The 13,320-nt window shown below is 43.2% G+C and carries 15 protein-coding genes; 6 read left to right on the top strand and 9 right to left on the bottom strand.

Going from position 1 to position 13,320, the window contains the following annotated elements; genetic code table 11:
* Positions 1-35: 35 nt before the first annotated feature.
* From IE163_RS14090 to IE163_RS14050, 9 genes are all read right to left on the bottom strand, one after another.
* Entirely contained in the window at positions 36-1,532 is a 1,497-nt protein-coding gene (locus tag IE163_RS14090) for a sigma-54 interaction domain-containing protein (protein ID WP_189433629.1), read from the bottom strand.
* Positions 1,533-2,065: 533 nt separating this feature from the next.
* A complete protein-coding gene (locus tag IE163_RS14085) occupies positions 2,066-2,605 on the bottom strand; it encodes a hypothetical protein (RefSeq protein WP_189433628.1) in 540 nt (179 codons plus the stop codon).
* A gap of 39 nt (positions 2,606-2,644) precedes the next feature.
* A complete protein-coding gene (locus IE163_RS14080; RefSeq protein WP_189433627.1) occupies positions 2,645-4,699 on the bottom strand; it encodes an AAA family ATPase in 2,055 nt (684 codons plus the stop codon).
* Between the two features lie 195 nt (positions 4,700-4,894).
* Positions 4,895-6,001, bottom strand: coding sequence for a hypothetical protein (locus IE163_RS14075; RefSeq protein ID WP_189433626.1), 1,107 nt, complete (start codon positions 5,999-6,001; stop codon positions 4,895-4,897).
* Between the two features lie 61 nt (positions 6,002-6,062).
* Complete coding sequence (locus IE163_RS14070) at positions 6,063-7,076, bottom strand: helix-turn-helix transcriptional regulator (protein WP_189433625.1); 1,014 nt, start codon at positions 7,074-7,076, stop codon at positions 6,063-6,065.
* Positions 7,077-7,146: 70 nt separating this feature from the next.
* On the bottom strand, positions 7,147-8,016 hold the full coding sequence (locus tag IE163_RS14065; protein WP_189433624.1) for an arginase family protein: 870 nt from the start codon (positions 8,014-8,016) through the stop codon (positions 7,147-7,149).
* 11 nt (positions 8,017-8,027) lie between these two features.
* Positions 8,028-8,234, bottom strand: coding sequence for a hypothetical protein (locus tag IE163_RS14060; RefSeq protein ID WP_229585690.1), 207 nt, complete (start codon positions 8,232-8,234; stop codon positions 8,028-8,030).
* Between the two features lie 199 nt (positions 8,235-8,433).
* On the bottom strand, positions 8,434-9,006 hold the full coding sequence (locus IE163_RS14055) for a hypothetical protein (protein ID WP_189433623.1): 573 nt from the start codon (positions 9,004-9,006) through the stop codon (positions 8,434-8,436).
* A 609-nt stretch (positions 9,007-9,615) separates the two neighbouring features.
* Positions 9,616-9,870, bottom strand: coding sequence for a helix-turn-helix domain-containing protein (locus tag IE163_RS14050; protein ID WP_189433622.1), 255 nt, complete (start codon positions 9,868-9,870; stop codon positions 9,616-9,618).
* Between the two features lie 302 nt (positions 9,871-10,172).
* Here IE163_RS14050 and IE163_RS14045 point away from each other — a divergent pair, with 302 nt between their 5' ends.
* The 6 genes from IE163_RS14045 (at position 10,173) to IE163_RS14020 (ending at position 13,197) form a co-directional block, all read left to right on the top strand.
* Positions 10,173-10,412, top strand: coding sequence for a hypothetical protein (locus tag IE163_RS14045; RefSeq protein ID WP_189433621.1), 240 nt, complete (start codon positions 10,173-10,175; stop codon positions 10,410-10,412).
* Positions 10,405-11,598, top strand: coding sequence for a site-specific integrase (locus tag IE163_RS14040; protein WP_189433620.1), 1,194 nt, complete (start codon positions 10,405-10,407; stop codon positions 11,596-11,598). The genes IE163_RS14045 and IE163_RS14040 overlap by 8 nt, the downstream gene beginning before the upstream one ends.
* Before the next feature lie 14 nt (positions 11,599-11,612).
* Positions 11,613-11,909, top strand: a complete 297-nt coding sequence (locus IE163_RS14035) for a hypothetical protein (protein WP_189433619.1) — start codon at positions 11,613-11,615, stop codon at positions 11,907-11,909.
* Between the two features lie 66 nt (positions 11,910-11,975).
* Entirely contained in the window at positions 11,976-12,125 is a 150-nt protein-coding gene (locus tag IE163_RS14030) for a hypothetical protein (protein ID WP_189433618.1), read from the top strand.
* Between the two features lie 293 nt (positions 12,126-12,418).
* Positions 12,419-12,628, top strand: a complete 210-nt coding sequence (locus IE163_RS18010; protein WP_189433617.1) for an MbcA/ParS/Xre antitoxin family protein — start codon at positions 12,419-12,421, stop codon at positions 12,626-12,628.
* Between the two features lie 125 nt (positions 12,629-12,753).
* Positions 12,754-13,197: an Xre family toxin-antitoxin system antitoxin gene (locus IE163_RS14020; RefSeq protein WP_189433616.1), complete on the top strand. Its 444-nt coding sequence runs from the start codon at positions 12,754-12,756 to the stop codon at positions 13,195-13,197.
* Positions 13,198-13,320: the final 123 nt, after the last annotated feature.

The raw sequence follows: 13,320 nt of genomic DNA, 5'->3' as shown, positions 1-13,320 counted from the left end.
ATACAAATTCGGTGCCAATCTTTGTTTTTAACTTACTACTCGGCCTCAATACCTAACTTTTTAATCCAATTGCTCAGCGTTTGGTGATTAGCTAGCCCAAGTAATTTAGCGGCCTTGGATAAGTTACCGCCCGATTTTTCCAGCGCCGCTAAAACATATTTTTCTTTAATAGCATCAATATATTGCTGCACGTCAAATCCCGCAACTAAATTAGGAACGTTTTGCTCCGAAGTGCCCGATTGCTCTACAGAAAGCATAACTTGCTGTAGATCCTGCACCGTAATCTCATCGCTTTCTGCCCAGAGTACAGCACGGTTTAAACTATTCCATAATGCACGAATATTACCTGGCCAGGCATGATTTTCTATAAACTTTATTGCAGAATTGCTAATTTTTTTACTTTTATAATCTGGTAATTTGGCAAACGTCTTGTTGATTTCTGCCAAAATTTGCTCAACTAACTGTGGTATATCTTCGCGTCGAGCTCTTAAAGGTGGCATTTCAATAACACCCACGGCTAGGCGGTAAAACAAGTCTTCACGAAAAACGCCATTGGCCATCATAGCAGTAAGTGGCCGATGCGTAGCGGCAATAATGCGCACATCAACCTGAATGGTTTTATTGCCACCAACACGGGTTATCTCGCCCTGCTGTAATGCGCGCAACAATTTTACCTGTGCTGCTTGTGTAAGCTCCCCCACTTCATCCAAAAAGAGTGTGCCCCCATCGGCCTGTTCAAATAAACCAGCATGATCTTTATCTGCACTGGTAAACGCGCCTTTAACATGACCAAATAAAATGGAATCGACCAGGTTTTCAGGCAGTGCCCCACAGTTTATGGTTTTAAGTGGCTTGTTACTTCGGTTACTGGCGGCATGAATAGCGGTTGCCAATACCTCTTTACCGGTGCCGGTTTCACCCAGTATTAATGCGGGCAGCTCGGTTACTGCAAGCTTACTGGCTTGCTTGATAACAGCCTGCATAGGCGCTGATTTTGCGGTTAAGGTATTAAATGCACCCGCAAAAGCCGGGCCTGACATCACTCTTGCCGAGATGTTATGCCGGGCAACCCTGGCATAGGTAGCAGCAAAATCAAACGGGATTGTTACGTCTTCAATACTGTTATCAGGTGCGGTTTGTAAAAAGTGGCAGCCATAAATCCCTTTACCCAGCAACACTGACACAGCTGTCATGGTAGGCGTGCCTGATGTCAGGTTGATAAATATCTCGTTACCGGCTTTAGCAAGTGGCTCTAGGTTACGCTGCATAGCATTAGCCACAGCCTGATAATTGGTTGGCGAACTGAGTGACTGAGAAAAAATTTTTACCACATCAGGCCGCCCCAAAACTGCCAAGCGCTTGTTTAGCCAGCTCTCATATTGATTCCAGTGCTCTTGCCAGCTATTGGCGAGAATAATAATGTCGTCAAATGTATGATTATGCTTTGTTGCCAATGTTGCAATAGAGGCCATTTTATTCTGCCGCATATTGTCGACATCAGTTTTACCAAGCCAGGAAATAAGAATTTTCATAAACACGCCATAGCAATACTCTACCACTGAATACTAACAGCGTATCGTTTTCGGCACCAGCTGGAAAAGGTAACACTTTTTATGAATTGTAATTATTTTTACAAGCAATCTGAGATGCAATACTTTTCTCTAACTGCAACCTGGTCATACATGCCACCAACAAAAAGTGCATAAACTTGATTACCGAGCTGGCTCTTTGTACATTTTGACGCTTCTGAGGCTTACCATTTGAGTCAGTGTATTTTTTTTCGGTGGTCTCTACGAAATATAACCAAACTACTCCTTGACATACCAGCCGAACAGTTAATCAGTGGCCATTACTCATTCGGTGCTAATGAGTTAAATATATATTGAGCACTTCATAAGGTTCTTAAATGTCTTGAGGCTGAGCATGGGCTACAGCTCCCAAAATCACAACATGCATTTATTATTTTTATTCATCAAAGGTGGAACAACGATGACGATTAATAAAAATCGTCATCGTATCGATTAAAAGCTTATACAGTCTATCCAAATTAGAGGGCCATACTAACTTATTGATATCCTCGCCAAAATTTCTCTATTTCCCACATCGCACGATCACCATTCACTTTTCTGATTGCGGAAATCACTGCTTCGTATTCATCTGAGTTAAATTTTGACCATCGTATCTTTCTAGCAAGAGACCAATTTTTCTTTAATCCACCAGTATTTTTACTGTAAAGTTCGTCTAATAACACACTGTCTATCGGAGGATGTAACGCTTTCACCCTTTCATGCTCATGGTAACCACCACACACAAACGCTGCTTTCAAATAAATGTTTATAAGTTTAGCAGCCACACCATGAGTGAAATTTGTTAAACCTATCTTTTCAGCCTCTAATATAATTTTGTTACGCCACGACCTGTGAAAGCTATCCATTTCCAAAGGAATTGGTAAATCATTTGGATGAGCAATAAGATCAACCATAGCGCTCCGTTCAAGAATAATCTTTGCATCTTCAACAGTAAAACGACATCCATTCACACTTGCGGCTCTGCCTGCTGCCCAAGCTGCAAAACGATGGCGATGCTCATTTATCGTATATGACATGTCTAAACTCCCTTAATTTTAGTGTTTGATGAAAATTAATTAATAAACAAATCCAATTTTACGAACATTTGTCGCTCGTAAACTTAACTCTCTCTGCAATGCTTTTAGAACTATATCCACATCAACCCACTCAATCGGACTGAATCGCATTTGTTTTTTGACAAGCTCAAAATCGGCTGGCGTAAGCTGCATGCCTTCTAAACGAGCCAGAAGTGAAGATGAAGGTGCTGGTAAACCAAACGCTTTAACACATTCGCCAAACAAGCATTTTGCTTGTTCAGGTTTTAGGAAGCTAAGTTGCACTTTTACATCAAAGCGGCGTAACGCTGCAGCGTCGATTTGTTCAATAAAATTGGTAGTGCATACCAAAGTGCCTTGATAGTGATCGAGTTGCATCAGTAGCTCATTGGTCATGGTTTTTTGCCAATGCTGCTCTGCCTGGTTTCGATGGCCAATTAATGTATCAACCTCGTCCAGCAGCAAAATTGCGTTATCGCTTTGTGCTTGGCTAAACGCCTTGGCAATCGCACGCTCGGTTTCGCCCACATAACTACCTAGCAATTCACTTGCTTTCTTCTGCAGCAAGGGGCGTCCTAATTGATCGGCTAGATACTGGGCAAAACTCGTTTTACCGGTTCCGGGAGGCCCATAGATACATAACTTTAAATCAGCGGCTTGAGTTAAATAGTTGGTTAATTTAGAAACCGAATAATCGCTGTTATATAACTCAGGGCGAATACTTTTCTTTGCAGGCTTAATGCGGTTCCGCCCTGTTTGTGCCTCTAACATAGGGTTTAAGATTAAGTCGAAATACCGCTCTTTTTGTAAAGGCGGCATCTCGCCAAGAACAGTATTATTAGCCCAGAGTCTCGCTAAAAACGCCGGAGTGACATTGTCATCTGCAGCAAGCTCATCTATATAGGCTGCCGATACCCCCGTGTTTTGCAAATAACGCTGGGCAATTTTCAACCGGGTTTTCTTTGGTGGTACGTTTACAGGGATAATCTGGCTAAAACGTCTCAGCTGTGCTGCATCGAACTGCCTAATACTGTTACAAATCCAGATACAAGGGCAATTATTCGTTTCTAAAATGGTGTTTATCGCCAGTTTTTGCGCATCGGCATTACCCAGTAAAATACCAATCTGACTGGGTAGCACATCGTCAGCCTCATCCAGTATCACAACATGCTCTGCATTTGCGCCGTAAATTTTTTGGCACATTAAAAGTGCATTTAATCTGGATTTAGCACCATAAACCTCTTGCTCAAATCCAGCGCTAACGCCGGTTACCTGCTGCGAGTTTTGATACGCAAGCAGCTTAGCGATTTCTGTTTTGCCTGTACCAGGCAGGCCGTAAATCAAAATATTGCAACCACGCTGTTTAAGATTTATGGCGGCTGAAATTAATTTTGACGCTAAGGCCATTTGCTCAGTTAAATAATCAAAATCGGATATGTTCAGCTCCGGCTTACTAATGCGTGTGCAAAATTGTTCCAGTAAGCTTTGCGGATTAAAATTGTCTGAGAAGAGCTTTCCGAATACATTCATTGTTCTAAAATGATCAATAAAGGTATGCCCCCTCTCCTGCTTAACCAAGCCACATAAAGCAAGGGACGATTTGTCGTGTAAGGCTAATTCAACATCGTACAAGTCAGCACCAATACAATTTGCCAGGATCTCGTACGTATCGTTGCTAGATGAATAGTATCTGGCGTTTCGCACATCATTAAAAATTCCTACCCAATTGCGCGCTATCAGGACAAACCGGAATACCGCAATCTCAATAGGTGTTAAACCAATCTTGGTGCCAAACACTTGAATATTTTTATCCAACGCTAAAGGCGGACGGTTAGCAATAAAGGTATCAAGCAGGTTGATAATAGCGTTGTAATTTAGGTCAGCTTCTTCAGTAAAAATGGCAAACGCCAGCTCATCAGGCACGCCAAGTCCCGTAAGCACTTTTTCGCAGCGATACCGGCAAAAATGTTGTTGGATGTTAATTAACCAACGAACGGCAATGGCCAGATCTGTTGAAATTATCGGGTTGACGACTAAGGTGTTTGCCTGGTCACCTTTTAGAAAAATCTGCTCCATATCCCCTCCATCTTTGACTGGGCGCAGATTGTAGCAGAGGGTTGTATCATTGATTGATACAACCCTAGAAAGGGCTAACCCCCTCAATACATTGTAATTTAGTTGGCAAACCGCATGACTGAAAATTGTCCGGTTTTGCTTAACAAAATTAAACAACCGCCAGGTTTAGTTAAAACACGTCTTAACTGAATGATGTTAATACCCTTCCATAAACAGTATGGCTTCAAGCTCTCGTAGGGTGATGTCTTTGCTTAAGCTATATCGCTGCTTGTTCTGATTAATGTAATCCCGAAGATCACAACAAAGACGATTCGCAGCGAGTTGTGCTTTCCAACTACCATAACCATTAGGCCAGCGCCATTCATACTCCCTAGGTCTGGAACCCCCTCTGCCATTTACTGAGCCAAGGGCGCTATAGTCAGACCAGTCAGGTGAATGACTGAACACGGGCATCTGTTTATCCAGAATACCGGTTAAGGCTGTTGCAACCCTGGAGTCATAAATAACAAAGTCATCAGGCATGGCGATAGCGTACAGCTTGGTATAAGCGCTATTAATAATGTTACTGCGACGAACCGACTTTCGCTTAATTATGCTGTCACATACCGATACTACCTGCTGCTGCAACTCAGCTTCAGATAGCTGCGGCCTTTTAACTCCGCCCCAATCACAAATTTCCCAAAATAACTGACGAAGCGCAGTGCCCGCTCCAGCGTGGGTTAAGTCCGGTTTTAACGCTTTAAAGCGTTGCTCAAATTGATTCAATAGCTCGGTATTTTTATGCCAAGTATCCGATATGCGCGGCCAAAAATAACTTTGCAAACGCTGTTCAATACCCACCACCGGTTCCACAGGAAAATAGTTTCGCTCTCGTTTGAAATATCTTTGATAAGGCACAAAAGCTAGATAATCTGCAATAAACCCTAATAGCGATTGAGCGTTAAGTGCTTTACGAGCAGGAAGCTCAACCAATACAGCCTCTTCATCCTGATAAATATCATCACTATCGTTCTGCTCTGCTTCAAACGGCAAATCACGATGAATCTTTAAACGATAACGGCCTTTACTCTCAAATATGAATAACGCATCAGCACCATTTTTTACGTTGAAACCTTTCGGCTCACCCGAAGCCCATTCGCAATAATTTGCTGTATGAGTGCGCAGAGTGGATAGTTTATAACTATTTTTACCTACCAAAAATGAGCCGTCTCTGTGCGGGGTGTGGCACAACTGCCGACATGAAAATACAACGGGTATTTTATTGTTCTGAATATCAAGCAAAATATCGTCTTGTAGAGCCATAATCTTAATCCTTTTAAATTATTTACTTAGCTTGCTGCGCCCAGCAAGCTAAAGCGCCTTCTTATACATCTGCATAACGCTTAAGCAGCGCTTGTAATTCTGCAGTTATTTCCGCCCTAAGTTCAGCTGGAGCAAGCACTTCGACATTGACGCCAAAGCCTCGGATAAACTTCCTTAGTTCGTAGCAATCACGCACCGTTGCTTTTAATACTCTGCAATCATCTGCCAGTAAGATAATCTCTTGATCATCACTTAGCGGTGTTTCATCGATATAACGGGCTGCATCACCATAAAACTTAAGTTCAATGGCAATTTTTTTATCTCGGTGTGAGCTGAACAAACCGATTTCATGTTCCTCACATATCTGAGTTAATGTTTTGGTATCAGGTTTGCAGCGATACTTCAGCTCAATGGGTAATGGAGCTAGGTTCTCCATACGATGCACAGCATAAGACGCAGGTTTATCAATGTCTAAGTGCCCCTCAACACCCAACAAATAGATTTTTTCTGCTTTAAACATCAGCCCCCAAGGCATCAGCTGCTTTCTTTTGGCTTGCCCTTTCATATTGCGGTAATCAAAAGCAATGGGGTGCTGATTTTCAATGGCCGAATAAATTACTCTTAATGCTTCGGCTTTATAGTCAGGTGAACGCCAAACGGCTGAGGGAGCAACATAAATATATTGCTGCCAGCGATCTACACCGTTCTGCTTTATCGAGCGTTGAAAGATCGCCTGCTGCTCAATAGGTAAGAAACGAGTTACCTTGTCATTCAAGTAACTAAGCTGAGTCAACACGCCTAACGCTTGTTTTACTGGCTCTTTCTCACGACCAAATAAGACTGGGCGAGCAGACTTTTCGGAATAGATCGGATACTCATTAAATTCGAGTAATTTTTCCAGTATGCGTCGTACAAATTGCTCCAAAGCGCGGGAGTTAAGACTTTTGTCATCTATTTTGTGTTGACTACTTAACCTGCGAATAATTTCTTTCAATGATATTGGGTTAGCAGGCTTTTCAGGTAACGCTAGGAATACTTGTTGCTTTGTTAAGTCTATGCGGCTTGCTTTAGGCAATTTAAGCCTCCTTGCTCAAAAAAATAACAAACTAATCCTAAGTACACGATTAATCAATACTTTCCATTTATTAATCTAGAACTTCTCCTAGGTAAGCACTGACACATTCCTTCAGTGTATTGTCATGTAAATCAAGCACCGGCCAGATATTACCTTGCTCATCGCGCTGATACCCTCCCGCCGTATTCCAGGCCAGTGGTATCTTGTGCTGCTGACAAAAAGTAAATACGATCTTGTCACGCTCTCGTAGCTGCTCTGTTGTAAGAAAACCTCCCAGTGGATCATCAATATGCAGATCAGCACTGGCTTGAAACAAAATAAGATCACAGCTTGCCATTTCAGTTAAAACCTTCGGCAGCGAATCAAGATAAGCCTGTGCATTGTCAGGTATTGGGTCAACCGCATAGGCTAAACTATGATGCACAATCCAATCGTTTAACTGCAGTTTGTCCATAATCTCTCGAGTGCCATCGCCCTCGTGCACGTCTAAATCTAGAATCGCTATTTTGCTGAGGGCACCCTCATGCTTTAACATTAAGGCGGTAATGAGTAAACCGTTAAAGGTGCAAAACCCAAACGCATCCGCATAACCTGCATGATGAAAGCCTGATACGGGTGCAACGGCAACCTGCTTGGAAACAAGTGCACTTCTTGCAGCGGCAAGCATAGCGCCAACGGTATAAAGACAGCTATTAGCAACAGCGATATCTTTATTACCAAAACCATTCTTAAGAATTCCGTTCATTACGCCATCAACGTAATCATTATCGTGAGCTAATTTGAGGTTGTCTGGCGTTACAGGCTCAAAGGAACAAACCTCAATTGGCTGTGAAAGGCTAAGCCAGCGCTCTACAACTAGCGCAGGCTTAGCAGCACTCGGAGAAAAGCTTTTAACATCACTGATAATTTCATCGCGATAAAAAATCGGGAGCTTTTGCATTGGCACTCTCCTTAGTAAATTTTAGGCGCGACTAAACTCTGTAGGGCATTCCCTTTCGCTATAACAGTGCCGCGGCGTAAATCCATGGTGTAGTTCATGCCAGCGTAATAGCGTCCAATCACGCCATCCACTGTACGAATGGATTGATCACCACCTGGATGATGATCAATAAAAGCATAGGGATGTCCGGCAGCGTCACGAAGGATTTGGCTTGTCATAGATACACTCCTTGGTTAGTTCGGTGACAAGTGTATAACACTGATGTTTCAATGATTGATACCTGAAGCTCACCCTAAGAGTAACTGTTAAGTTAAGTAATTATCAGATTAGACAACGCAAAACTACAACGGCGTAATAACAGTTTGGAACAGCACTTCACAGACTCAAACCTATGGCATGCTGCTCCGGTGTTGCTTTCTAACTTAGAGCAGATAACCGCTTATCTATCTCGCTGAACTGTTGAATTAAACCATACACCTCATCGCAGATATCCGCCAAATACACCTCTTCATCAATGGTGAAATAACTGGCCAGCACTAACTGCTCACATTCTGGCTCGGGGAGCACCAATATATCCGGGTATTCTGCTTGAATAATCGATGCCAAGGCTCGGTGATGTTGATTAAAGATCATGGTAAAGCCCAGATAGCGTGAACCTGATGTTGGTTTTGTCCAGCAGCCGGGTAACATGCTGTAGACATGAAACGTGCCAAACGAGACAGGAACGGCCAGCATTACTTCACGATTTGGGTGGCCTGCTGCAGGCCGAAAGCACATATTTAAACTGGCCAACATTAACAATGCAAATCCTTTGGGGCTGATGCCAGAAAGTGGCTCTTCAAAAGGATCATCACCTTCAATCACACCGGTTCTCGCACCCTTATATTCGAGATAGAGGTGAATACTTAGGTTTTCCATTTCCAGCGAATGGCTATAATCAGACAGGTCTAGCAAAGTTTGGTTATCAAGTTTCATTAATGGAATGTTCATATGGCCTCCTTTTGGTTAAATGAACCAGGCCATCTCAACACAGAAAAAAATTCACGCCACAAAGCTTGCAGTAATGTCTAGCAAGGCTGTTCTTGCCGAAATGGGAATTTGGTTTATCATAAAAACTAAACCAAATCAGGTTTAGGAACTCACTATGGTTGGAATATTAATTAGTATCGGTGTTTTTATCCTTATCATGGCTGGCGTAAACCTCTACGTGGTCTACCGCTTTGCATGTAATCAGGGATCTGATAATGATAAAAGTTGAGGTGTCTTACTCGAAGCGTATGTGCTGCTGGCAGCTTCTCTTATTAGTATGGCTATTTGTCACTCGCGATGGTCTCTTTTTTTGGCAACACGTAACACTAAATAGAGGGTGAAACCAATTGCGGTAAAACCGACTATCAAAGCCACAATACCGTAAACCTGCATTCTTATTTCTCCTGTTGAAAACAATTAAAATCTAGCATGATATTCGTAAAATTGGTCATGTGCTCAGGTTCGTTTAATTAATACGATGTTTGCAACTGCGTAAAGACACCGCAAGATGGTAATGCCACTTATTGGCTCTTATTGACCAGTTCAGTGGCGCTCTCCATATACCAGACGTTATTTCGCAGGGAGGAGGATGTTCTCAATCCTATCGTTTTGTACAAACTCCAACACGTCACCTACTCCACAGTTAAAATAGGCACAGAGTTTATCTAGGGTATCTGTCCCGGTAATATAGCCTCGCTGATTAACCATTCGGGTTAAGGTCTGCCGGCTGATGCCGCTGACATCACACAACTCCTTAAATGTGATCCGGCGATTTTCAACAAAACTTTTCTCAGCTAACAACTCACGAACTTTATAACGCAACATAGTCACTCTCCTCTGATTGATTCAGCACCAGCCTATCGCAGGATCGCAATTACGCTACAAAACGATCTGGCCGTAACGACTGTTATTTCCTTCTGGGATTTTTCCTCATTTTCCGATTTGTGGCGTCAATTTGTATCTCGGTTAGCCTGCTCGTATGTGGCGAGAAATCGGCACAGACAAAAGGGTTATCGACGTTTTTTAGTTGTTTTGCCTCAGCTGCGAGGTTTGTGGCGGGAATTTAAAAGCACGGTAACGTGAAATCTGTATCGCAACGGTGCGATACCCAACAAGAGGAAATAACAATGCGTGCAACACGTACTTATTTAACTACCGAGCAGTTAGCCGAGCGAATCCACTACGATGTGTGCTCAATCCGTAACATGTTGTTAGACACCTTCCTGATTGAAGGACGGCATTACATTCGGCCGTTCGGGCGGCGCAAACTGCTGTTTATCTGGGAAACCATTGAAGCTGACTGGTTGAGTTCAACACATGACAGTATCGGCATGATGTGTGAGCAGCAGGAGGTGGTCAATGGGTAAAATTTCTGTCCGCCGTGAGACTGCCCGCCTCTACTACGACTTTATGTATCAAGGGCGCCGTTGCCGGGAGCAAACCACCTTACTCGATAACAAGGGTAACCGTAAAAAACTGGAAAAGCACCTGCAGCAAATTGAAGCGGAAATTCAAACCGGTACCTTTAATTATGCAAAGCATTTTCCCAATAGCAGTTACCTGAGCACCTTGGCTGAGCTGGATACTGAGGCATTGGTCGCACAAGCTGCGATTACGGCGCCCCGTACGCCGCTCTTTGCTGAATTTGTGGATGAGTGGTATCAGGAAAACGTGATCCAGTGGCGCCAGTCCTACCGCATCAGTATTCGCGGCTCAGTTGATAAGTACTACCTACCTGCATTTGGCGCTCAAGGTGTCGGCGACATCACCCGTGCTGATTTATTGAAATTCCGGTCAAACCTCGCAAAAGTCCCTGGCCGGAGCAATAAAGAAGCGTTATCGAATAATCGTATTAACAAAATCATGGATCCGTTAAGGCGGATTTTTGATGAAGCCGCCGACCGGTATAACTTTAACACGCCTTTTACGCGCATTAAACCGCTAAAGGTACCCAAGAGTGACGTGCAGCCATTCTCGTTGGATGAAGTGAATCTTATCCTGGAGAAGTGCCGCTCTGACTATCGCAACTATTATATCGTCCGCTTTTTTACCGGGATGCGCACGGGTGAAGTCGATGGCCTGAAATGGCGTTATGTCGACTTTAATCGTGGTCTCATCCTGGTAAGGGAAACCATCGTCGCCGGTGAAGATGATTACACCAAAAACGACTTTTCTCAGCGGGATATCAAAATGATTGGTCCGGTAATGGAGGCACTGCGTCGTCAATACCGAGCTACCAGTAATTTTTCTGAATACGTGTTTTGTAATCGTGAAGGCAAACCGCTTGAACATAACAATGTCACCAAGCGCGTCTGGTATCCGATGCTGTTACGCCTGGGGCTTGAAAAGCGCCGCCCCTACCAAACCCGCCATACGGCAGCCACTCTGTGGTTAGCCGCTGGTGAGTCGCCAGAATGGATTGCCCGGCAAATGGGTCATTCGACCACCGAAATGCTGTTCAAAACCTACTCACGTTTTGTGCCAAACCTGACACGCAATGATGGCTCAGCGTTTGAACAGTTATTAACGTCCACCTTAGGTGCAGCCCTGTAATCGAGGATACCAACATGTTAAAAATTGAAAATACCCCAGCCTACCGGGCTCATAAAGCGGAAAAAGAACTAGCAGAGAAAATCAATAAAATGACGCACTCTCTGATCTACCTTTTAAAAATTAATCGTTACGATGTCGGTTTAGTATTACTTATCGGCAAGGACGGCGATCGCAATAATGAAGCCGCAGTAAAGTCATGGGTCACTGATAAACTCTGCTGTCCAAGCTGTATGCGCCAGGATGATGCAAGAACACTGTCGAATGATCTTCGCAAAGCGCTACTTGCTCAAGCGGACGACATCTACAATTAATCTCAAATCAGCCGCCGCATAAGTTGTGGCGGCTTAGCTACCTAGACCCTACTTAAGGAGAATAATATGCTTAACGGTTATGAGATTGCGATGCTGCTGACCATCGCTGCATCTTTTGTCTATATGATGGTGCGGCTTTTTCGGGCATTTGAGCTTGAGAAAAAGGAAAAAACTGAGCAAATAAAACAGCAGCAACTTGATGAAAAAAACGAATAATGTTCTCTCTTCAGTGCCGTAGCAAAATGATTGAATTGTTCGCCAGAGCAACGAGTACAACAATTTTTATTACTACGCTATAATAACTCTATTGCTACTGACCGGGGCCAGGACACTGGAGTAGCAATGCCGGAGCGACGCTCCCCCAGCCTGTGAGCGGGATAAAAAGGCTACCCGGAAACCAAATAATACATAGTCATCAAAGCGCTTTGGATATTTAACTTTAACGATTCTGCGCATATCTATTCTAGATTCTTGACATTTAAGCGCGCCCGATATCTTTAGGTAAGTGCATGCAAATAAATCATAATTGTTCAGAATTGCAACTCGAGCATGAGCTAAACATGTTCTTCAATAATGATAAAGCTCGGTTAGATGAATGGCTTGATACGCCAATCCCGAGGCTAGATGGTCAATGCCCCCGAGACCTACTTTTCACTGAGGAAAAACGCAGAGAACTGTTAACAGTTCTCCAAGAAATGAAGTTTGGTGAAATGGCATGATTTTACTTGTATGAGTGAGTTTAGGAAATAATGTGGCAAGCAAGGTTAGTCCGAAGATTGTTTTACTCGCAAGTTAGGGGTGATATTTCTATCCGATGGTAGAAAGTTAATTTTATAGGTACAGCATGACGGAACCTCGTAAATACTTACCAACTCATGTTTCCAATACTATTTGGGCAGAACTTAAACTGCCAAGTGAAGATCATAAAGTTCGAGCGTTGGTCAAGTCAGGTTTCAGTGTTGAGCTACTGTCAAATGTGGCGAACATAATTGGTTTTAGGTTAACTTTAGTAGCACATTCACTTGGTATCACCAGTTCGATGCTAGCCCGCCGACGAAAACATGGTTACTTCAACCGTGAAGAAAGCGATCGTATCTTTTGTTTGATCAAAGTGATAGAACGAGCCAATGATTTTTTTGAAGATGATCAAAAATCAGTTCGCCAATGGATGCAAACATCGTTACCAGCGCTCGGGCAAAAGCAGCCGATTGAAATGCTTCAAACAACCGCAGACACCATAGCTGTCTTAAATCTAATTACTCGGCTCGAGTTCGGTGTTCATTCTTAACTTGAGGGGCATATTGTTGCTATTAGGATAAGCTCTAATTCCGCTTTGAGCGCAGGCTGTGTAAAAACTCAATATTTCCTGACTTTTGATCAGGTCAATCCCGAGCATCGGTAAAATTCTGCT

This window comes from Alishewanella longhuensis, assembly GCF_014653435.1.
GTDB classification, from domain to species: domain Bacteria; phylum Pseudomonadota; class Gammaproteobacteria; order Enterobacterales; family Alteromonadaceae; genus Alishewanella; species Alishewanella longhuensis.
Note: the sequence above shows the minus strand (reverse complement) of the source record. Positions and strands in the feature narration are given on the sequence as shown.

Coding starts and splice junctions, on each gene's coding strand:
- IE163_RS14090 (WP_189433629.1), bottom strand. CDS start 1,532: ATGAAAATTCTTATTTCCTGGCTTGGTAAAACTGATGTCGACAATATG.
- IE163_RS14085 (WP_189433628.1), bottom strand. CDS start 2,605: ATGTCATATACGATAAATGAGCATCGCCATCGTTTTGCAGCTTGGGCA.
- IE163_RS14080 (WP_189433627.1), bottom strand. CDS start 4,699: ATGGAGCAGATTTTTCTAAAAGGTGACCAGGCAAACACCTTAGTCGTC.
- IE163_RS14075 (WP_189433626.1), bottom strand. CDS start 6,001: ATGGCTCTACAAGACGATATTTTGCTTGATATTCAGAACAATAAAATA.
- IE163_RS14065 (WP_189433624.1), bottom strand. CDS start 8,016: ATGCAAAAGCTCCCGATTTTTTATCGCGATGAAATTATCAGTGATGTT.
- IE163_RS14060 (WP_229585690.1), bottom strand. CDS start 8,234: ATGACAAGCCAAATCCTTCGTGACGCTGCCGGACATCCCTATGCTTTT.
- IE163_RS14055 (WP_189433623.1), bottom strand. CDS start 9,006: ATGAACATTCCATTAATGAAACTTGATAACCAAACTTTGCTAGACCTG.
- IE163_RS14050 (WP_189433622.1), bottom strand. CDS start 9,870: ATGTTGCGTTATAAAGTTCGTGAGTTGTTAGCTGAGAAAAGTTTTGTT.
- IE163_RS14045 (WP_189433621.1), top strand. CDS start 10,173: ATGCGTGCAACACGTACTTATTTAACTACCGAGCAGTTAGCCGAGCGA.
- IE163_RS14040 (WP_189433620.1), top strand. CDS start 10,405: ATGGGTAAAATTTCTGTCCGCCGTGAGACTGCCCGCCTCTACTACGAC.
- IE163_RS14035 (WP_189433619.1), top strand. CDS start 11,613: ATGTTAAAAATTGAAAATACCCCAGCCTACCGGGCTCATAAAGCGGAA.
- IE163_RS14030 (WP_189433618.1), top strand. CDS start 11,976: ATGCTTAACGGTTATGAGATTGCGATGCTGCTGACCATCGCTGCATCT.
- IE163_RS18010 (WP_189433617.1), top strand. CDS start 12,419: ATGCAAATAAATCATAATTGTTCAGAATTGCAACTCGAGCATGAGCTA.
- IE163_RS14020 (WP_189433616.1), top strand. CDS start 12,754: ATGACGGAACCTCGTAAATACTTACCAACTCATGTTTCCAATACTATT.